The 20,684-nt window shown below is 72.5% G+C and carries 15 protein-coding genes; 9 read left to right on the top strand and 6 right to left on the bottom strand.

From position 1 onward, the window contains the following. The first annotated feature begins 68 nt into the window (after nucleotides 1–68). Entirely contained in the window at nucleotides 69–3,368 is a 3,300-nt protein-coding gene (locus ABGB10_RS24395) for a S8 family serine peptidase (protein ID WP_347663275.1), read from the top strand. A 51-nt stretch (nucleotides 3,369–3,419) separates the two neighbouring features. Here the strand turns inward: ABGB10_RS24395 and dapD are convergent, their stop codons facing one another. After that, nucleotides 3,420–4,379, bottom strand: a complete 960-nt coding sequence (gene dapD / locus ABGB10_RS24390; protein WP_347663274.1) for a 2,3,4,5-tetrahydropyridine-2,6-dicarboxylate N-succinyltransferase — start codon at nucleotides 4,377–4,379, stop codon at nucleotides 3,420–3,422. 77 nt (nucleotides 4,380–4,456) lie between these two features. Between dapD and dapE the strand changes: the two genes are divergently transcribed. After that, nucleotides 4,457–5,530 carry a succinyl-diaminopimelate desuccinylase gene (gene dapE / locus ABGB10_RS24385; protein WP_347663273.1) on the top strand — a complete coding sequence of 358 codons (1,074 nt, stop codon included), beginning with the start codon at nucleotides 4,457–4,459 and terminating at the stop codon, nucleotides 5,528–5,530. 52 nt (nucleotides 5,531–5,582) lie between these two features. Here dapE and ABGB10_RS24380 read toward each other — a convergent pair whose 3' ends face one another. Continuing rightward, complete coding sequence (locus ABGB10_RS24380; RefSeq protein ID WP_347663272.1) at nucleotides 5,583–5,750, bottom strand: hypothetical protein; 168 nt, start codon at nucleotides 5,748–5,750, stop codon at nucleotides 5,583–5,585. A gap of 154 nt (nucleotides 5,751–5,904) precedes the next feature. On the opposite strand from ABGB10_RS24380, the gene ABGB10_RS24375 reads away from it, so the two are divergent. From ABGB10_RS24375 to ABGB10_RS24345, 7 genes are all read left to right on the top strand, one after another. Then, nucleotides 5,905–6,768, top strand: a complete 864-nt coding sequence (locus ABGB10_RS24375) for a TIGR00730 family Rossman fold protein (protein ID WP_347663271.1) — start codon at nucleotides 5,905–5,907, stop codon at nucleotides 6,766–6,768. Next, the gene (locus ABGB10_RS24370; RefSeq protein WP_347663270.1) at nucleotides 6,768–7,313 is read left to right on the top strand and encodes a TIGR00730 family Rossman fold protein; all 546 of its coding nucleotides are present in this window, start codon (nucleotides 6,768–6,770) and stop codon (nucleotides 7,311–7,313) included. The genes ABGB10_RS24375 and ABGB10_RS24370 overlap by 1 nt, the downstream gene beginning before the upstream one ends. 156 nt (nucleotides 7,314–7,469) lie before the next feature. Next, a complete protein-coding gene (locus tag ABGB10_RS24365) occupies nucleotides 7,470–11,051 on the top strand; it encodes an ATP-dependent DNA helicase (protein ID WP_347663269.1) in 3,582 nt (1,193 codons plus the stop codon). Between the two features lie 55 nt (nucleotides 11,052–11,106). Then, nucleotides 11,107–14,547 carry a UvrD-helicase domain-containing protein gene (locus tag ABGB10_RS24360; RefSeq protein ID WP_347663268.1) on the top strand — a complete coding sequence of 1,147 codons (3,441 nt, stop codon included), beginning with the start codon at nucleotides 11,107–11,109 and terminating at the stop codon, nucleotides 14,545–14,547. 226 nt (nucleotides 14,548–14,773) lie between these two features. After that, nucleotides 14,774–14,977 carry a cold-shock protein gene (locus ABGB10_RS24355; RefSeq protein ID WP_007464836.1) on the top strand — a complete coding sequence of 68 codons (204 nt, stop codon included), beginning with the start codon at nucleotides 14,774–14,776 and terminating at the stop codon, nucleotides 14,975–14,977. 223 nt (nucleotides 14,978–15,200) lie between these two features. Beyond that, nucleotides 15,201–16,514 (top strand): DEAD/DEAH box helicase, encoded by a 1,314-nt coding sequence (locus ABGB10_RS24350; protein ID WP_347663266.1) that lies wholly within the window; start codon nucleotides 15,201–15,203, stop codon nucleotides 16,512–16,514. A 287-nt stretch (nucleotides 16,515–16,801) separates the two neighbouring features. Beyond that, on the top strand, nucleotides 16,802–17,002 hold the full coding sequence (locus ABGB10_RS24345) for a hypothetical protein (protein WP_347663265.1): 201 nt from the start codon (nucleotides 16,802–16,804) through the stop codon (nucleotides 17,000–17,002). A gap of 258 nt (nucleotides 17,003–17,260) precedes the next feature. On the opposite strand, the gene ABGB10_RS24340 is transcribed toward ABGB10_RS24345, so the two are convergent. The 4 genes from ABGB10_RS24340 to ABGB10_RS24325 are packed head-to-tail and all read right to left on the bottom strand — an operon-like array spanning nucleotide 17,261 to nucleotide 20,407. Next, entirely contained in the window at nucleotides 17,261–17,689 is a 429-nt protein-coding gene (locus ABGB10_RS24340) for an Rrf2 family transcriptional regulator (RefSeq protein WP_347663264.1), read from the bottom strand. 3 nt (nucleotides 17,690–17,692) lie between these two features. After that, nucleotides 17,693–18,577 (bottom strand): ABC transporter permease, encoded by an 885-nt coding sequence (locus ABGB10_RS24335; RefSeq protein ID WP_347663263.1) that lies wholly within the window; start codon nucleotides 18,575–18,577, stop codon nucleotides 17,693–17,695. Continuing rightward, complete coding sequence (locus ABGB10_RS24330) at nucleotides 18,567–19,346, bottom strand: ABC transporter ATP-binding protein (protein WP_347663261.1); 780 nt, start codon at nucleotides 19,344–19,346, stop codon at nucleotides 18,567–18,569. The genes ABGB10_RS24335 and ABGB10_RS24330 overlap by 11 nt, the downstream gene beginning before the upstream one ends. Then, nucleotides 19,343–20,407 carry an ABC transporter substrate-binding protein gene (locus ABGB10_RS24325; protein ID WP_347663260.1) on the bottom strand — a complete coding sequence of 355 codons (1,065 nt, stop codon included), beginning with the start codon at nucleotides 20,405–20,407 and terminating at the stop codon, nucleotides 19,343–19,345. The genes ABGB10_RS24330 and ABGB10_RS24325 overlap by 4 nt, the downstream gene beginning before the upstream one ends. Nucleotides 20,408–20,684: the final 277 nt, after the last annotated feature.

Raw genomic sequence — 20,684 nt, 5'->3', positions numbered from 1 at the left:
GGTCTATGGAACCCCGTCATCGGTATCGACGCTCCACCGAGGAGGATCCGTTGCATCGACGCAGAAAAATGACCACAGCCGCCACCGCGGTAGCAGCCCTCGTTCTGGGCACTCCTGCGTTCGCCGTGGCCAGCCCACCCACCAGCACCGCACCCGACGCCACCCCGCGTGCCGCGGCCAGCAGTGCCACGACGAAGACCGTCACCCTGCTCACCGGCGACCGGGTGACAGTCACCGCGTCCGGGTCCGCCGCCGTCCGGCCCGGCCCGGGCCGGGCTCATCTGCGCTTCGTCACCACCCGTGACCGCGGTCAGCTCACCGTGCTGCCGCAGGACGCGGTGCCGCTGGTCCGGTCCGGTCGGGTCGACCGGCGGCTGTTCAATGTGACCGGGCTGATCGCCGCCGGTTACGACGACGCCCGGCGGGACAACCTGCCGGTGCTTGTCGCCAACGACGCGGGCGCTCGGCAGCGGGCGGCCGCGCCCACCGGGCTGACTGTCACCGCGCAGCTGCCCGCGATCGACGGGGTCGCCGCGACGGCGGACAAGAAGCAGGTCGCGGCGGTCTGGGCAGCGCTCACCGGCGCGAGCGCCCGGGTCGGCACGGCGGGGGGTGCCGATCGGATCTGGCTCGACGGCCGGCGACACGTCACGCTGGACCACAGCGTGCCGCAGATCGGCGCGCCAGCCGCGCACCAGGCTGGCTTCACCGGCCAAGGAGTACGCGTCGCGGTGCTGGACACCGGGATCGACGCCGACCACCCCGACCTGGCGGGCCGGGTCGCCGAGTCGCACAACTTCAGCGAGGCCACCAACGCCGGCGACACCGTCGGCCACGGCACCCACGTCGCCTCGATCATCGCCGGCAGTGGCGCTGCCTCAGGTGGCAAGTACCGAGGCGTCGCCCCGGACGCCACACTGCTCAACGGCAAGGTCTGCGAGGACCAGGGCTGCTCGGACTCGGCGATCCTGGCCGGCATGCAGTGGGCCGCCGTCGACCAGCACGCCGATGTGATCAACATGAGTCTGGGCGGCACCGACACGCCCGAGGTCGACCCGCTGGAGGCGGCCGTCGAGTCGCTGACCGCGCAGACCGGCGCGCTCTTCGTGATCTCCTCCGGCAACTATGGAGCCGACGGTTCGGTCAGCTCGCCGAGCACGGCAGAGGCCGCGCTGTCGGTGGGCGCGGTGGACCGCGACGACGCCCTGGCCGACTTCTCCAGCCGTGGTCCTCGGGTGGGCGACGGTGGGCTGAAGCCGGACATCACCGCGCCGGGGGTGGAGATCGTGGCCGCCCGCGGGGACGGCACCCTGCTCGGAGACCCGGTGGGAGAGAAGTACGTCACCCTCTCCGGCACCTCGATGGCCGCGCCGCACGTCACCGGAGCGGTGGCGCTGATCGCCCAGCAGCACGCCGGTTGGACGGCGAACCAGCTCAAGGCGACCCTGATGGCCTCGGCGAAGCCGCACCCGCAGCAGACTTCCTTCCAGCAGGGCGCCGGCCGGGTCGACGTGGCCCGGGCAATCACCCAGCGGGTGGTCAGTGACCCGGTCAGCGTCGCCTTCGGGCAGCCGGCCTGGCCGCACGACGACGACACCCCGGTCACCCGGGAGGTCGACTGGCGCAACGACGGGCCGAGCCCGATCACCCTGGACCTCACCCTCGAGGTGACCGGGCCGGACGGCCAGGCGGCACCGGCCGGTCTGTTCACCCTGGCGGCGGCCCAGGTCACCGTGCCGGCCGGCGGCACCGCCGGCACCACGGTCACCGCGGACACACGGGTCGGTACCGACGGCTACTGGACCGGACGGATCGTGGCCAGCTCCGGGGAGACCGTCGCGGTCACGCCGGTGGCGGTCAACCGGGAGGTGGAGAGCTACCAGGTCACGGTGCGCCACCTGGACGCCACGGGAGCACCCGCCACCGACCACGCGACTGCGCTGGTCAACCTGGACACCCTCCTGTCCTACGACCTGTACGACCCGGACGGCACCGCCGACGTCCGGCTGCCGAAGGGTCGTTACGGGCTCGTCAGCATCCTCTTCTTCGAGGACGGGGCCACCCAGTTCGCCCAACCGGAGCTGGTCGTCGACGCCGACACGGCGGTGACCGTCGACGCCCGAAAGGCCCGACCGGTGCGTAGCGCCGTCCCCGATCGATCGGCCAAGCCGGCACTGGTGGACATCGGAGCGACGTTCCTCGGCACGGACGGCAGCGCCTACGGCTTCGGCCTCCTCGGCTTCGACTTCACCGGCCTGGCGACCGGGCAGCTCGGTCGGACCGTCTCCGGTAAACGGTTCGTCGGAAACATCGCCAGCCAGTGGGCGGATCTGGAGGTGGCGCACAGCCCCTACCTGTACGCGCTCAGCGAGACCTTCCCCGGCCGGTTGCCGACCGGCTTCGACAAGACCTACCGCAGCTCGGAGTTGGCCACCGTCACTCAGCAGTTCAAGGGCGGCTATTTGGGTCTGAAGGGGGATCGGGTGGTCTTCCCGCAGTTCGGCCCGGGCCTGGGTGGTTGGGCGGCCGGAGTGCCCACCGTGGTGCCCGGGCAGCGGGTCGAGCACTACAGCACCCGAGATGTGAGCTGGTCCTCGGAGCTGTCGTTCTGGGGCGACATCGAAGAATGGTGGACCGACTTCAAGGCAGCGCTGATGACCGAGCCGCGCACGTACCGGCCCGGCCGACACACCCGGGAGAGTTGGGGTGGCGCGCCCTACGGTCCGACCTTCCCGGCCCCGCGTTGGCCCGGCCAGGGTGTCACCCGAATCGGTGACGAGATCCAGGTGGACGTTCCCCTGCACAGCGACGCCGAGGGGCACGCCGGGTTTTCGGTCGTCGACACCGCCCGGACCGCCCTCTACCGAAACGGGGCACTGGTCGGCGAGTCGTCGGACACCGGCTTCGGCGCGTTCGCAGTGCCACCGGGTGCCGCGTCGTACCGGGTGGAGGTGTCGGCGAAGCGGAGCTTCACCGATCTGAGCACCGAGGTCAGCAGCGCGTGGACGTTCCGTTCCCGGCACGTCGGCGGCGATGACTACCGTCGACTGCCGGTGTCGGCCATCCGGTTCACGCCGCCGCTGAACGTGGACAACGCGGCTCCTGCCGGCCGGAGTCTGGTCATCCCGGTGCAGGTGCAGCGTCAGCCCGGTGCTGCCGGGTCGCGGGTGACCAAGCTGACCGTGGACGTCTCCTACGACGGCGGCAAGACCTGGCAGGCCGCCAAGGTGCGTAGCGGTGGGCACGGGTGGACGGCAACCGTCCGGCATCCCGCCGGGCCCGGTTACGCGTCCCTGCGGGCCACCGCCAAGGACGCTGCCGGCAACACGGTGACCGAACGGATCATCCAGGCGTACCGGTTGCGCTGAGGCGTACCCCCGCCGGGTCCGTGGCCGAGCGCCGCGGACCCGGCGGGGTCGTCAGTCGTTGGCGTGCAGGGCTGCGTTCAGCTCGATGCCCCGGCCGGTGCGGGGCTTGGCCTCCAGCGCGCCCGTCACCGAGTTGCGCCAGAACAGCAGCCCGTCGACGCCGGACAGCTCGCGGGCCTTGACCACCCGGCCGTCGGGAAGGGTGACCTTCGACGCGGCGGTGATGTAGCAGCCGGCCTCGACCACGCAGTCGTCGCCGAGGCTGATGCCGACCCCGGCGTTCGCGCCGACCAGGCTCCGCTCACCGATGCTGATCTTCTCGGTGCCGCCGCCGGAGAGGGTGCCCATGATCGAGGCGCCACCGCCGATGTCGGAGCCGTCGCCGACGAGCACGCCCTGCACGATCCGCCCCTCGACCATCGAGGTGCCGACGGTGCCGGCGTTGAAGTTGACGAAGCCCTCGTGCATCACTGTGGTGCCGGCGGCCAGGTGGGCGCCGAGGCGGACCCGGTCGGCGTCGGCGATCCGCACACCGGAGGGCACCACGTAGTCGGTCATCCGGGGGAACTTGTCCACCCCGTACACCGACAGGTGCCGGCCCGCCGCGCGCTCGATCACCCGCAGCTCGTCCACCCGCTCCGGTGGGCACGGCCCGGCGGACGTCCAGGCCACGTTGGCCAGCTTCCCGAAGATGCCGTCCAGGTTGAGCTGGTTGGGTCGCACCAGGCGGTGCGAGAGCAGGTGCAGACGGAGGTACGCGTCAGACGCGTCCTTGATCGGGTCGTCCAGCGAGCCGATCACGGTGACCACCTGCACGGTACGCAGACCGGGTAGCGACCGGTCACCGAGGGCGGCCGGCGGCAGGTCGAGCACGTCCGCCTTGTCCTCGCCGGCGACCAGCGGCAGCTCACCCAGGCCCAGCTTGCCGGTCGGGTACCAGGTGTCGAGCACCTGTTCGTCTGCGGTGACCGTGGCCAGGCCGATGCCCCAGGCCGAATCTGCGGACGTCACTGTTACACCTTTCGGTAGCGGCCGGCTGGCCTCAGCTCACTGCTCACGCTGACAGCCCTGAAGGTACCGTGCGATCCATGGAGAACCCGCTGACCCCCGAGGTCCTCGCCGATCCGGTGCAGCTGACCCGCGCTCTGGTCGACATAGAGTCCGTGTCCCTCAACGAGAAGGCGATCGCCGACTGCGTCGAAGAGGTCCTGCGAGGTGTACCGCACCTGAGCACCCACCGGCACGGCAACACCGTGATGGCGCGCACCGACCTCGGTCGGTCGCAGCGCGTCGTGCTGGCCGGGCACCTCGACACCGTGCCGCTGAACAACAACTTCCCGTCGACCATGCGTGGCGACCTGATGTACGGCTGTGGCACCTCCGACATGAAGTCCGGCACCGCGTACGCCCTGCACCTGGCGGTGACCCTGCCCGAGCCGCGCTACGACGTGACGTACTTCTTCTACGAGGCCGAGGAGATCGAGTCCCGGTACAACGGGCTGAACCTGGTCGCCCAGGCGTACCCGGAGTGGCTGGAGGCGGACTTCGCGGTTCTGCTGGAGCCGACGTACGGCATCGTCGAGGCGGGCTGCCAGGGCACCATGCGGGCCATCGTGACGACCACGGGTGAGCGGGCGCACGCGGCGCGCTCCTGGCACGGGGTGAACGCCATCCACGGCGCCGGTGAGGTGCTGCGGCGGCTCCAGGCGTACGAGGGGCGCCGGGTCACCATCGAGGGGTGCGACTTCCGCGAGGGGCTGAACGCGGTCCGGATCGTCGGCGGCGTAGCGGGGAACGTGATCCCGGACCACTGCGAGATCGAGGTCAACTACCGGTACGCCCCGGATCGCGACCCGGTGGCGGCGGAGGCGCACCTGCGGGAGGTCTTCGCGGGATTCGACCTGGCCGTGACCGACGCGGCGGCCGGCGCGGCCCCGGGGCTGGAGGCGGCTCCGGCGAAGGAGTTCCTGGCGGCGGTCGGCGCGGCGCCGATCGGCAAGTTGGGCTGGACGGACGTGGCCCGGTTCGCGGCGATGGGCATCCCCGCGCTGAACTTCGGCCCGGGCGATCCCAACCTGGCCCACCACAAGGACGAGCACGTCGAGATCAGCAAGATCCGCGACGGCGCGGCAACCCTGCACCGTTGGCTGGCCCCGGCCTGACCGTCTCCGCCCTGCCGGGGCCCGGCTCCCGCCGGTGACCAAGAGGTTTGCGTCAGCCTGGCCCGTTGTCGGCGACGCAAACCTCTTGATCGGTTCCGGTTGATGCGGGGGCTGCGGGGGAGAGGCTCAGGTCGCGGGTGCGGCGGCGTTCGGCCACCACGTCCCGGATCCGTCGCTGCATCTGGCGACGGATGCGGATCATCTCGCTGTTGCTGATCACGCTGTCTCCTCCCCCGAAGGCGCGCGCCGGGGCATACCCGGTATGTGAATAGTAAGACGTACGGGAGAGCCGAATAGTTGCCCTTGATCGCGAACTATTTCTCGGCGTCCCCGCCCCGCGCACCCGGCGGGGGCTGCTCCACTACGGTTGCTCCATGAGCCAGAGCAACGGGCGGGAGGCCGGTCGCGGTCCGGGACGGGAGCGGCACCGGGGTGCGGTCACGCTGCGCAGAGGGGCGATCCCGGGCAGCACCGCAGACCAGCGGTTGCTGGATTCGCGAGGACGGGGCGACTGGAAGACCAAGGACGCCTGGCGCGCCCTGCGCATCCTCTCCGAGTTCGTCGAGGGTTTCGACACCCTCGCCGACCTGCCGCCGGCCGTCAGCGTCTTCGGCTCCGCGCGTAGCGGACCGGACAGCGCCGAGTGTCAGCTGGCTGAGCAGTTGGGCGGCGCGCTGGCCCGGGCCGGCTACGCGGTGATCACCGGTGGTGGGCCCGGTGTGATGGAGGCCGCCAACCGTGGTGCCAGCGAGGCGGGCGGGCTCTCCGTCGGGCTCGGCATCGAGCTTCCGTTCGAGCAGGGCATCAATGAGTGGGTCGATCTGGCCATCGACTTCCGCTACTTCTTCGCCCGCAAGACGATGTTCGTCAAGTACGCCCAGGCGTTCGTGGTGCTGCCCGGCGGCTTCGGCACCATGGACGAGCTGTTCGAGGCGCTCACCCTGGTGCAGACCGGCAAGGTCACCCGGTTTCCGGTGGTGCTGATGGGGGCCGCGTACTGGCAGGGGCTGCTGGACTGGCTACGCGACACGATGGCCGCCGACGGCAAGATCGGCCCGGTCGACCTGGAGCTGATCTGTCTCACCGATGACGTCAACGCGGCGGTCCGGCACATCGTCGAGGCGGAGGCCGCACTGTCCGTCGAGCAGGAGGCGGTCCGCGACGAGGTCGTCGCCCGTACCGGCGCGGACCAGCAGGCCGCCGCCGAGCAGGCCGCCGAGCAGCCGCGGGACAACTGATGGCGGCGATCTGCGTCTTCTGCGCCTCGTCCCGCACCCTGGACCAGCGCTGGTTGGACCTGGCCGCCGAGACCGGTGCCGAGCTGGCCCGGCGCGGGCACACGCTGGTCAGCGGCGGTGGCTGCGTCGGCATGATGGGAGCCCTGGCGGACGGCGCGCGATCGGCCGGCGGGCGCACCCTCGGGGTGATCCCACAGTCGCTCGTCGATCTGGAGGTCGCCGACCTGGCCTCGGACGAGCTGCTGGTCACCGATTCGATGGCCAGCCGCAAGACCCTGATGATCGAGAAGTCGGACGCCTTCCTCACCCTGCCCGGCGGGCTGGGCACCCTGGACGAGCTGTTCGAGGTCTGGACCACCGCGACCCTCGCCCTGCACGCCAAGCCGATGGTGCTGATCGACACCGACGGGTTCTTCCGCCCTCTGCTGGACTGGCTCGACAGCCTGGCCGACCAGAACTTCCTGAAGACCGCCGGCCGCGACCTGCTGACGGTGACCACCACCGTCCCCGAAGCCCTGGACGCCCTGGAGTCCCACCTAACCTGACCCCGGACCCCGGCCGCCCGGGCCTCCTTCTGTTGATCATGAAGTTAGCGGTTTCGCCGTCGGCGTGTCGCGCCGCTAACTTCATGATCGACGGAGGTGGATGGGGTGGGGTTGGGGGGTGGGGTGGGTGTCGTACGGGTCTGATGGGATGAGCTGATGCAGGCGTACCGGTTGGTGCGACGGTCCGGAGGGCCGGCGCGGGGGGACGGGGCAGCGCCTTCCGGCGCTTCCGTGCCCGCCGGCAGCAGCGTGCCCACGGGTGGTGTCGGCGAGTCGGGTGGGCCCGGGCGCGGGGCGCCGCCTGAGCCGGTCGCCGGGCCGGGAGGCGTGGCCGGGGCCGCAGGTGTGGCTGGGCCTGAGTCGGCGGCCGGGCGGGAGGTGACGGGCGGCAACGGTTGGCGGGTCGACCCCGCGCAGGCCGAGGTCGTCGGGCACACCGACGGGCCGATGCTCGTGCTCGGCGGTCCGGGCACCGGCAAGACCAGCACCCTGGTCGAGGCCGTCGCCGCCCGGGTGGCCGAGGGGGTCGACCCCGAACGGATCCTGGTGCTGACCTTCGGCCGTCGAGGCGCCACCGCGCTGCGCCAGCGCATCGAGGCCCGGATCGCGCAGGACGGCCACCGGGTGTTGCGCGAGCCGCTGGTGCGCACCTTCCCGGCGTACGCCTTCGGGTTGCTCCGCCGGGCCGCCGCCGAACGGGGTGAGCCTTCGCCCCGGCTGCTCACCGGCCCCGAGCAGGATCTGATCATCCGCGAGCTGCTGGACGTGGTGGGCGAGGAGCCCGAGGACGACCCCGTCGGCTGGCCGACCGACCTGCGCCCCGCCCTGCGTACCCGGGCGTTCGCCGGTCAGCTGCGCGACCTGCTCATGCGTGCCGCCGAGCGGGGCGTGGGCCCGGTCGACCTGGCCCGGCTGGGCGAGAAGCTCGGCCGCGAGGACTGGCCGGCCGCCGCCCGCTTCCTCCGGGAGTACGTGGCCGTGCTCGCGCTGCGGGACGTCAGCAACCGGGGCTCCATCGCGTACGACCCGGCCGAGCTGGTCCGGGCGGCCACCGGGCTGCTGCGCGACGACGAGGAGCTGCTGGCCGCCGAGCGACGCAGGCTCGCCCACGTGTACCTCGACGAGCTGGCCGACACCGACCCCGCCCAGATGGAGCTGCTCTCGGTCATCGCCGGTGGTGGCACGTCACTAGTCGCGTTCGCCGACCCCGATTCCTCCACGTACGCCTTCCGGGGCGCCGACCCGGCCGGGGTGACCACGTTCCCGCACCGCTTCCGGACCGCCTCCGGTGCGCCGGCCGCGCAGGTGCTGCTGACCACGTCGTACCGGGCCGGGCCGGAGCTGCTCTCGGCTGTCGCTCGGCTGGGCCGCCGGCTGCGTGGCCCGGCGGCGCACCGCCGGCTGCACCCGCTGCCGGACGCGCCGCCCGGGACGGTCGAGGTGCACACGTTCCGCTCCGCGACCAGCGAGGCCGCCTGGCTGGCCCACTCGCTGCGCTCCGCCCACCTGCTCGACGGCGTGCCCTGGTCGCGGATGGCGGTGCTGGTGCGGTCCACCGCGTTGCAGCTACCCACCCTGCGGCGGGCGCTGCACGCGGCCGGCGTACCCACCGTGGTGCACGGCGAGGACCTGCCCCTGCACCTGCAACCGGCGGTCGCGCCACTGCTCCTCCTGCTGCGCTGCGCGCTCGAACCGGACCGCCTGGACGAGGAAGCGGCCGTCGCGCTGCTGCACTCGCCGCTGGGCGGCGCCGACCCGTTGGCCGAGCGGCGGCTGCGGCAGGGCCTCCGCGCGCTCGCGCTGGCCGGCGGTGACCGACGCCCGTCCGGGGAGCTGATCGTCGAGGCGCTGCGCGATCCGGCGGAACTGGCCGACATCGACCGGCGCTGGGCCGAGCCGGCGCAGGCGGTGGCCGGGCTGCTGGCCTGCGCACGGGACGCCGCCGCCCGACCCGGGTCGACCGCCGAGGACGTGCTCTGGGCGGTCTGGCACGCCAGCAACCTCGCCGAGCGCTGGGCGGGCGCGATCATCCAGGGTCGGCCCGCTGCCGGTGAGGGTGACCTGGCCCGGCGGCGGCGGGCCGAGGCGGCAGACCGCGACCTGGACGCCGTGCTGGTGCTCTTCGACGCGGCGGCCCGGTTCACCGACCGCCTACCCGGTGCCCGCACCGAGGTCTTCCTCGACCATGTGCTCGCCCAGGACCTGCCGGCCGACACCATCGCGCCGACCGCCGACCGGGGTGCGGCGGTACGCCTGCTCACCGCGCACGCCGCGAAGGGCCTGGAGTGGGACCTGGTCGCGGTGGCCGGCGTGCAGGAGGGCATCTGGCCGGACCTGCGGCTGCGCGGGAGCCTGCTCGGTTCCGAGCGGCTGGTCGACGTGTTGGCCGGGCGGTCCGTCGACGGGGCGACCGCGGCCAACGTGGTGGGTCAGACCTCCGCGTTGCTGGACGAGGAACGCCGGCTCTTCCACGTCGCCATCAGCCGGGCCCGGCACCGGTTGCTGGTCAGCGCCGTCGCCTCGGCCGCCGTCGGCGGCGACGACCACGAGGAACAGCCGAGCCGGTTCCTGCACGAGCTGGTCCCCACCACGCCGCCCCGACCGCCGGACGATGCTGGTCCGGCCGGGCCTACCGGGCCGCCCGGCCCGCGCAGGACCGATGGCGACGGCGGCGGTGGCGTGAATGACGGCGACGGGGGCGAGCCGGACCGTCCCGGTGCGCTGCCGGTGACCCGTCCACCTCGGGCGCTCACCCTGCCGGCTCTGGTCGCGGAGCTGCGTACCGCCATCACCGACCCGGCCGCTCCGGCGGGCCGGCGGCGCGCCGCGGCGGCCGAACTGGCCCGGCTCGCCGCCGCCGGGGTGCCGGGTGCGCATCCCGACGACTGGTGGGGGTTGCGCGCGCTCTCCGACGACCGGCCGCTGGTCGACGAGGGTAGGCCGGTGCGGGTCACCCCGTCGGCGATGGAGAGCGCACTGCGGTGCAGCCTGCGGTGGTTGCTGGAACGGCACGGCGGTAGCGGCCCGACCAGCACGGCGCAGGGGGTGGGCAACCTGGTCCACGCCGCCGCGATGCTCGCCGAGGACGCCAGCGCCGACCGGGGCGCTCTGCTCGACTACGTGGCTGCCCGGTTCGACGCGATCGAGCTGGCGGCCCGGTGGATGGCCGGGCCGGAGCGCGAGCGCGCCGAGGCGATGGTCGACAAGCTGCTGCGGTGGTTGGCCACCAACCCGCGGCGGCTGCTCGCCATCGAGCACGAGTTCGCCGTCCGCCTGGACGACCCGAACCGGCCCGTCGACCTGGCCGGTCGGGTCGACCGGTTGGAGGTCGACGAGGCCGGCCGGCTCGTGGTGATCGACCTGAAGACCGGCAAGTCCACCGCCGTCACCGGCGCCGAACTGGCCGAACACCCGCAGCTCGGTGCCTACCAGGCGGCGGTGGAGGCGGGGGCGTTCGCCGAGTTCGGGGACGAGTCGGGGGGCGCCGCGCTGGTGCAGCTCGGCACCTCCGCCAAGGACGCCCGGGAGCAGAACCAGCCGGCGGCAGGCGAGGGACCGGCGGCCGGCTGGGCGACGGCACTGGTCCGGCGCACCGCCGATACGATGGCAGCCGCCACGTTCGCCGCGGTGGCCAACTCGAAGTGCCGGGTCTGCCCGGTGCGGACCAGTTGCCCGGTCTCCGGGCAGGGACGCCAGGTGGTCGAGCCGCCGACCGTCCGTCCTTCGGAGAATCCGTGAGGGCGAGGAGTGAGCCGGTGTTGCGAGTCCCGCAGTCCCGAACTGAGATGACACAGTGACCCAGCCCACCCTGTTCGGCGCGGGCCCCGCGCCGACGCCCCGGTTGGCGGACTCCGGCCCCCGGTACACCCCGACGGAGCTGGCCAAGCTGCTGCGGTTGCCGGCGCCCACCCGGGAGCAGGCCGCGATCATCGCCGCCCCGGTGGAGCCGCTGCTGGTGGTCGCGGGCGCCGGGTCGGGCAAGACCGAGACGATGGCCGCGCGGGTGGTCTGGTTGGTGGCCAACTCGTACGTGCGTCCGGAGCAGATCCTCGGGCTGACCTTCACCCGGAAGGCGGCCGGCGAACTGGCCCACCGGGTCCGTACCCGCCTCGACCAACTGATCCGCCGAGTCGGTCGGCAGGGCCGGGACCCGCTGGACGATCCGCTCGCCGGCGAGCCCACGGTCTCCACGTACCACTCGTACGCGGGGCGGATCCTCACCGAGCACGGGCTACGGGCCGGTTACGAGCCGTCCACCCGGCTGCTCACCGAGGCCTCCCGTTGGCAGCTGGTCGACCTGCTGGTGCGCAACTACGACGGCGACATGTCCGAGGTGGACCGGATGCCGAGCACCATCACCGACGCGGTGCTGGCGCTCGCCGGTGAGCTGGACGAGCACCTGGTGGCACCGGATCAGCTGGCAGCCTGGACGGGTCGGTTCTTCGCCGAGGTGCAGTCCCGGCCGGGCCGGGTGTACGCCGACGTGCGCAAGGCGCTCACCCTGCAACAGACCCGCCTGCGCCTGCTGCCGCTGGTGCGTGCGTACGCCCGGCGCAAGGAGGACTTCGAGGCGATGGACTTCGCCGACCAGCTCGCCCGGGCGGCGCGGGTTGCCCGGGACCACCCGGCGGTCGGTCAGATCGAGCGGGACCGTTTCCGGGTGGTGCTGCTCGACGAGTACCAGGACACCAGCCATGCCCAGGTGGTGCTGCTCAACGCGCTGTTCGGCGGCGGGCACCCGGTGACCGCGGTCGGCGACCCGTGCCAGTCCATCTACGGCTGGCGGGGAGCCAGCGCCGGCACCCTGGACCGGTTCCCCGCCGAGTTCGCCCGCGCCGACGGTCGACCCGCCCAGGCGCTCGGCCTCACCACGAGTTGGCGCAACCGCCCGGAGATCCTCCGGGTGGCGAACGCGCTGTCCACTCCACTGCGCGCGGCGGGCGCCCAGGTGCCGGAGCTGCGCTCCGCGTTGACCGTGCGGGAGCCGATCCCGCACCGCAGCCCCGGCGGTGCGGCCGGCGGTACGGTGCACTGCGCGATGCTGTCGACGTACGCCGACGAGGCGGACTGGATCGCGGACAGCGTGCTCGCCGCGTGGCGTGGGGCCGCCCGGATGCCGGGCGCGGCTCCCGAGCACATCCCGGTGGCGCAGCGCCCGACGACGGCCGTGCTGGTCCGGGTACGCAGCCAGATCCCGGCGATCGAGTCGGCGCTGCGCGAGCGTGGTCTCCCGGTGGAGGTGGTCGGGCTGGGCGGCCTGCTGGACACTCCAGAGGTTCGCGACGTGGTCTGCACGCTGCGGGTGCTGGCCGATCCGACCGACGGTGCCGCGCTGCTGCGGTTGCTCACCGGCGCCCGTTGGCGGATCGGGCCACGCGACCTGGTGGCGCTGCACCGGCGGGCTCGGGCCATCGCCCACTCCCGCCGGCAGGTTGCCGCCGACGACACCTCCGACATCAGCCCCGACCTGCTGGACGAGGCGACTCTGGTGGAGGCGCTGGCCGATCTCGGCCCGGCGCAGGCGTACTCGGCGGAGGGTTTCGCGCGGCTGCGCGCGTACGGTCTGGAGTTGGCCCTGCTGCGCTACCGGCTGGACCAGGCACTGCCGGACCTGATCGCGGACATCGAGCGGACCATCGGCCTGGACGTGGAGGTCGCGGTGCGGGCCGGCCGGGATGGCGCTGGTGACGCGGGCCTGGCTCGGGGCCACCTGGACGCGCTGGGGGACGTGGCAGCCCGCTTCAGCGGGGAGACCCCGGGCGCGACGCTCTCCGGCTTCCTGTCCTACCTGGCCGCTGCCGAGGACGAGGAGCGTGGTCTGGCGCCGGGCGAGGTCGAGGTGGTGGAGGGCGCGGTGCAGGTGGTCACCGCACACGCCGCCAAGGGCCTGGAGTGGGACGTGGTGGCGGTGGCCGGGCTGAGCCGTGGGCTGTGGCCGGGCCCGGTCCGCAACTCCGACCACTGGCTGGGTGGGCTGGGCGTGCTGCCGTTCCCGCTGCGCGGCGACGCGGACGGGCTGCCCGAGCTGGCGCTCGACGAGGCGGCCGACCAGCGGGCGGTCGCTCGGGCGGTGAACGACTTCACCGACGCGTGGCGGGCCCACGACGAGCGGGAGGAGCGCCGGCTGACGTACGTGGCGGTCACCCGGCCGCGCCGGCTGCTGCTCTGCTCCGGCTACTGGTGGGGGGAGGGCACCAAGCGACCGCGAGGTCCGTCGGTCTTCCTCCGCGAGGTGTACGACGCGTGCCTCGACGGCGGGCCGGGGCACCTGATCGACACGTGGGCGCCGGAGCCGACGCCGGATGCGACGAACCCCACTGCCGAGGTGGTGCTCCGCGCGGAGTGGCCGGCCGACCCGCTGGGTGGCCGCCGGCCGGCACTGGCGGAGGCGGCGGGGCTGGTGCGCCGCCTGATGACCGACGGCCCGAGCGCGGCGGTTGCCGGGCCGGTCGGGGCGGTGCTGGCCGGGCCGGTCGGGGCGGTGCTCGCCGGGCCATTGGCGTCGATCGAGCAGGAGGCAGAGCCGGAGGTGGACCCGGAGGTGGCGCGTTGGCAGCGCGAGGCGGATCTGCTGCTGGCCGAACGGGCCGAGCTGACCAGACTCTCCGGTGCCGTCGAGGTGGCTCTGCCCGGGCAGTTGAGCGTCACCCAGTTGGTGGCGTTGCGGCGTGACCCGGCGGGGCTGGCCCGTACGCTGCGCCGTCCGGTGCCGACCGAGCCCAACCCGTACGCCCGTCGAGGCACCGCCTTCCACGCCTGGTTGGAGCAGCGCTTCGGTGCCGACCGCCTGCTGGATCTGGACGAGTTGCCCGGTGCGGCCGACGCGGATGCCGCGCCCGACGAGGCACTGGTCGAGCTGCAGGAGCGGTTCCTGGCCAGTGAGTGGGCCGATCGGTCGCCGGTGGAGGTGGAGGTGCCGTTCGCCACGGTGATCGCCGGGGTCGTGGTGCGGGGGCGGATGGACGCGGTGTTCGCCCGGCCGGGTGGACGGTTCGACGTGGTCGACTGGAAGACCGGCGCGCAGCCGACGGGGCCGGCGGCGGAGGTGGCCGCCGTGCAGCTGGCCGTGTACAGGCTGGCCTGGGCGGAGTTGGCCGGTGTGCCGGTGGACCAGGTGGGTGCCGCCTTCCACTACGTCCGGCACGGGGTGACGGTCCGGCCCGCCGATCTGCTGGATGTGGCGGGGCTCACCGCCATGATCACTCAGTTGCCCGAAGATTCCGCCCAACATTGACCATGGCGGGGAAATCCGTGGTAGGTTGACCGGGTTGCAGTTTTGGTTACCAGAGACTCTGTGTGCGCCTGGCGGGATTGTGGCCCCAGGCGCTCTTTGTTGTGTCCGGAGTTCTCCGGGCGGGGCGACCAGAAGCGACAGGCGATTCGCGCATCCCCGCGCGGAGCGCTCCTCTTCGGGCACGCAACAAGTGCGAGTCCGACGTTCCGTCAAGGAGACGAAACACATGGCTATTGGCACCGTGAAGTGGTTCAACGCTGACAAGGGCTTCGGCTTCATCACCCCGGACGGCGGCGGCGCTGACGTCTTCGCCCACTTCTCGGCGATCCAGTCCTCCGGCTACCGGAGCCTGGACGAGAACCAGCGGGTCGAGTTCGAGGTGACCCAGGGCCAGAAGGGCCCGCAGGCGGAGAACATCCGCCCGCTCTGATCTTCGGATCGGTCAGCATTACCTGTCGCGCCCTCCGGGCGTGACGGTGACGGGACCGGCCCGCCTCGCCGCCGCCTGCCAACGCAGGCGGCGGCCCGGTGGCGGGCCGGCCCGTACTCCAATCGGTTCGTGCTTGTGAGTCCTGGCTGCCTTCCTGCCGCCGGTGACAGCGCCGACTTCGGCGCCCTCCCTCGACACGTGCCGCGTCGAGGAAGGCTTCCGCATGACCACAGTTATTCCCTCTTTCGCACATACCGGGCTGGCTCCGGCGCTGCTCACCGCGTTGACCGCGCAGGGCATCACCGAGCCGTTCCCGATCCAGTCGGCGACGCTGCCCGACTCGCTCGCCGGCCGGGACGTGCTGGGCCGGGGTCGTACCGGCTCCGGTAAGACCCTCGCCTTCGGGCTTCCGCTGCTGTCCCGCACCGCCGGCCGGAAGGCCCGTCCGGGTCGCCCGCTCGCCCTGGTGCTGGTGCCGACCCGCGAACTGGCCCAGCAGGTCACCACCGCGCTCGCCCCGTACGCCCGCGCCGTCGGGCTGCGCTGCGCCACCGTCGTCGGCGGGCTGTCGTTGCAGCGGCAGGCGGACGCCCTGCGCGCCGGTGCCGAGGTGGTCGTCGCCACCCCCGGCCGGCTGCACGACCTGATCAACCGCGGCGACGCCCGGCTCGACCAGGTCGAGATCACCGTGCTGGACGAGGCCGACCAGATGGCCGACATGGGCTTCCTGCCGCAGGTCACCAAGCTGTTGGAGCAGGTCGCGCCGAAGGGGCAGCGGATGCTCTTCTCGGCCACCCTGGACGGCGGCGTGGACCGGCTGGTCCGCCGCTTCCTGAGCAACCCGGTCACCCACTCGGTCGACCCGGGCACCGCCACCGTGACCGCGATGACCCACCACGTGCTGCACGTCGACGCGCTGGACAAGCCCGACGCGCTGACCCGGATCGCCGCCCGCGAGGGCCGCACCATCCTGTTCATGGGCACCAAGCACCGCGCCGACCGCCTCGCCCGGCAGTTGCTGTCCAAGGGGGTACGCGCGGCCGCGCTGCACGGCGGCAAGTCCCAGCCGCAGCGCACCCGGATCCTGGAGCAGTTCCGCAACGGCCAGGTGACCGCACTCGTCGCCACCGACGTGGCGGCCCGGGGCATCCATGTGGACGGCCTGGACATGGTGGTCAACGTGGACCCGCCGACCGAGGCGAAGGACTACCTGCACCGGGGCGGTCGGACCGCCCGGGCCGGCGAGTCCGGCACCGTGGTCACCCTGGTCCTGCCCGAGCAGCGCCGGGACGTGTCCCGGTTGATGGCCACCGCCGGCATCCGGCCGGAGTCGGTCCAGGTGCGCGCCGATGGTGAGGCGTTGGCCCGGGTGACCGGTGCCCGCGAGCCGTCCGGCGTGCCGGTGACCATCGTCGCCCCGCCGGCGCCCGCCGCCCGGGGACGCGGTGCCGGTGGCCCGGCCACCGATGGCGCGCCCCGTCCGGCGCACCGAGCGTCGGGCCGGTCCCGCCGCCCGCGCCGCCCTCGTACCGTCTGATCTCCCGCGCCTCGACCGACCCGCTCCGCTTCGGCTGGGCGGGTCGGTTGCGTTTGTGGAGACGGCCGCAGCGGCCGACCGCTGGGGCGGGACAAGGTCGTCGCCGCGAGCCGCGGCTCGGGTGTGCGGGGCGATGCGGTGGCCGGTTGGCCGCGCTGCCCGAGCGCTCCTCTGAGTCGGGAATCAGCCTCGGCTCGGTCGGCTGGCCGACTGCGCCCCGGCTGACCGTGGTCGAGGCTGACCACCGGGGGATGCCGGGCGGGGGGCCCGGCACGGGAGGGGTGACCATGGCGGGCGGAGCCGGCTCGGGTGCACTGCGGGAACTGATCCTGGTGGTCGCGGTCGCGCTCGCCGGGTTGCTGCTCGCCATGGTTGCGGCCTTCGCGCCCTGGCATGCCACCCCGGCGGGTAACGCTCCCGCGGGTCTGGTGGAGCTGCGCGGCCCCGGCGACCAGGGCACCGGTCCGGCGGTCGCACACGTGGGTTGACCAGCGACCGGCCGACCGGCGCCAGCGGAGGGGCAGGCCCGGTCAGGATCGGTACGTGATGTGGTCGGGTCGGCGGGGCACCGACCCGACCACATCACCTCGTCGCCCTTTGTCGTGTCCGAGGACGACGCCGCCGCGCGAGATGCCGTTCGGAGCGGCGCAAGATCACGCTCGAGCCAGGAAGTAGGCCCCTCCCAACCCGGACGAGGCCACTACATCAGTGATCGAGCACGATCATGCGGGTGGGAGCGTCGGGGCTCAGGAGGTCGTGGGGGCGTGGGTGAGCAGGTCCGCCAGGCTGGTGCTGTCGACGACCGTGGCGATCGCCCCGTGCACCGCCAGCCAGACGTCGGTCAGACCGGCGGCCACCCCGTGGTAGCCGGCGCGCTCGGCCGGCAGCCCGCGCACCGTGGTGAGCGAACCGCCGACCGCCCGTAACACGTCCCCGACGGTGATCTCGTCGGTTGGACGGGTCAACGCGTACCCGCCGTCGGCGCCGCGATGACTGTGCAGCAGACCGGCCCGGCGCAGGTCGAGCAGGATGCCCTGGAGGAAGCTGAGCGGAATGTCCTGCACCTCGGCCAGGCTGGCGGCCTTCACCAACTCACCGCTCTCGCCGCCGCCACCGCTGGCGGCGACGGCGAGCATCGCCCGGAGCGCGTAGTCGCTGCGCGCGGAGACGTACACGGGTCAGTTGCCCGCCTGGTCGAGCACGCCCCAGCGTCGCCGGATCGCCTTGTCGGCCGCGCCGAAGGCGGCGTCCACGCCGAGGCCGAGCACCAGGATCACGATCATGGTGGAGAGCAGCCAGGGCGCGTCGGACAATTCGCGGGAGTAGGTCAGCTGTGCGCCGAGCGACGTCTGCGAGATGCCGACCACGATCAGTTCACCGGCCATCAGGCTGCGCCAGGAGAACGCCCACCCCTGCTTGAGCCCGGCGACGATCGCCGGTAGGGCGGCCGGCGCGATGACGTACCGGTAGAGGTTGAGCCCTCGCGCGCCGAGGTTGCGACCGGCTCGCAGCAGCAGCGGCGGCACGTAGTCCACACCGGAGATCACCCCGTTGGCGATGGACGGCGCGGCGCCGAGCACCACCACGAAGAAGATCGCCTTCTCGCTCAGCTCGAAGAGCAGGATTGCCAGCGGGAACCAGGCGATCGACGGCATGGTCTGCAACGCGGTGATCATCGAGCCGATGGCGGCCCGGAGCACCCTCGACCGGGCCACCGCCAGGCCCAGCAGCAGGCCGACCGCGACCGAGAAGACATAGCCGACGGCGGCCCGCCGCAGGGTGGTGAGCAGGCCCTCCCAGAGCTGCGGGCCGCGGGCCTGGTTGACCAGCTCGCGGCCGACCTCCAGCGGCCCGGGCAGGGAGTACGGCGGCTTCCAGCCCGACCAGACCACCAACTGCCAGGCCGCGATGGCGATGGCCAGCGCCGCCAGTTTCGGCCAGGTGGCCGCCCAGATCCGGGCACCTCGGGAGACCTCCGTGTCCCGTCCGGCGATCTCCAGCGCGTCCAGGCCGGAGATCTGCGCGTCGGTACGCGCGGCGCTGGTCAGGGTGTCACTGGCCATGGCGGCCCACCTCCGTACGGAGCCGCTCGGTGACCTCGGCGGCGATGGCGGCGACCTCGGGGGAGTCGATCCGTCGGGGGCGCGGGATGTCCACCTCGGTGGAGTAGATGATCCGGCCCGGGCGGCTGGAGAGCAGGATGATCCGGTCGGCCAGTCGCGCGGCCTCGCGGACGTTGTGTGTCACGAAGAGCACCGAGAGCGTGCGCTCGGACCAGATGCGTTCCAACTCGTCGTGCAGGATGTCCCGGGTCATCGCGTCCAACGCGCCGAACGGCTCGTCCATCAGCAGCACCGGGGTGTCCAGGGCCAGCGTGCGGGCCAGCGCGACGCGTTGCCGCATTCCGCCGGAGAGCTCGTGGGGGCGCTTGCGGCCGAATTCGGCCAGGTGCACCGTACGCAGCAGCTCGGCGACCCGCTCGCGCCGCTCGGCCCGGGGCAACCGGCGCAGCTTCAGTGGCACCTCCACGTTGCCGTCGACGGTCAGCCAGGGAAACAGCGCCGGCTCCTGGAACATCAGCCCCGGGTTGGTGTCACCGTCCAGCGTGATCTGCCCACCGCTGGGCCGGTCCAGCCCGGCGACCAGGTTCAGCAGCGTGCTCTTGCCGCAGCCGGAGGCACCGACCAGGCAGACGAACTCGCCGGGTGCGACGTCCAGCGACACACCGTCGAGGGCCAGGACGGCGTTCGCCCCGCGCCCGTACACCTTGGTCACGCCGGAGAGCGCGACCGCGGTGGTCGCGCTCTGCGGCGTCGTCGTGGTCGACGTCATGGCTGGACGACCTCGGGCTTGCCGGCGGCCTTGAGCGCGTTGTTGAGGTACTTCAGGTCGTACAGGCCGTCGAGGTCGACCGGCTCGGTCAGCTTGACCTCGACGGCGTGGTCGAGGCCGGCCTTGAGCGAGGTCGCGATCGGGTCGTTGGTGAACTCCAACGTCGGCCACGCCTGCTTGATGAGCTTCAGGTCCAGCGGCTTTCCGGTGATCTTCCCGATCGCGTCGGAGATGGCCTGCTGGGCCTCCTCGGGCTCGCTGTTGACGAACTCGTTCGCGGCCACCTGGCCGTCGACCAGCTTCTGCACGACGTCCGGGTGCGCCTTGAGGAACTTCGTGCTGACCAGCAGGTTGGTGATGACGAACTTCTTGTCCGGCCACAGGTCGCGCTCGTCGACGAGGACCTTGCCGCCGGCGTTGACCAGACGGGAGACGAACGGCTCGGGCACCCAGGCGCCGTCGATCGCTCCGCTGTTGAACGTCTCGACCGTCTGGGCGTTCTCCTGCGGCACGATCTTGACGTCGCCGCCACCCTCCTTCGTGGTGGTCAGCCCCTGCTGCTTGAGCCAGTAACGGATCGCCACATCCTGGGTGTTGCCCAGCTGCGGGGTGGCGATCTTCTTGCCCTTCAGGTCCTGCACGCCCGTGACGGCGGGCTTGACGACCAGCGCCACGCCGCCGGAGGCCGCGCCGGAGATGACCCGGACGGCCTCACCCTTGGACTTGGAGAAGGCGTTCACGGTCGGGTTCGGACCGATGTAGGTGGCGTCCAGCGCGCCGGAGAAGACGGCCTCGATGGCGGCCGGGCCGGCGTTGAAGGTCTTCGGGTCCAGCTTGACGTTCGCACCGAGCTTCTCGGCGAAGATTCCCTTCTCCACGCCGACGACCGCCGGCGCGTGGGTGATGTTGGGGAAGTAGCCGAGGCGCAGCGTCACCGGGCCGGAGCTCTCGCTGGCGCCCTTGCTGTCGTCGCCGCACGCGGCGGTGCTGCCCAGGGTCGCCGCGCCGACCACGGCGAGGCTGGCCAGAGTGACCATCCGGCGCAGGGGGAACCGTTTCATCGTCCATCCAATCCGCAGTATTCCTACTTAGTTGGTAGGAAGACTGGGTCAGCCTGCGGCCAGCGTCAAGACCCATCCACATGGCGGGATTGCGCGTCTCGGTCATGTCGGTATTTCCTACCAGGTTGCTAGGGCGACCGGCGCTCGGAGATCGACCAGAGAGGCAACTTCACGATGACCCTCCACTGGTTCCTGCCCACCTCCGGCGACAGCGGTCAGGTCGGAGCCGCCGCCGTCGCCTACCTGGCCGAGGGCGGCCGGGCCGCCGCACCGCGAG

The sequence above is a fragment of the Micromonospora sp. B9E7 genome, from assembly GCF_039871815.1.
Taxonomy (GTDB): domain Bacteria; phylum Actinomycetota; class Actinomycetes; order Mycobacteriales; family Micromonosporaceae; genus Micromonospora.
Note: the sequence above shows the minus strand (reverse complement) of the source record. Positions and strands in the feature narration are given on the sequence as shown.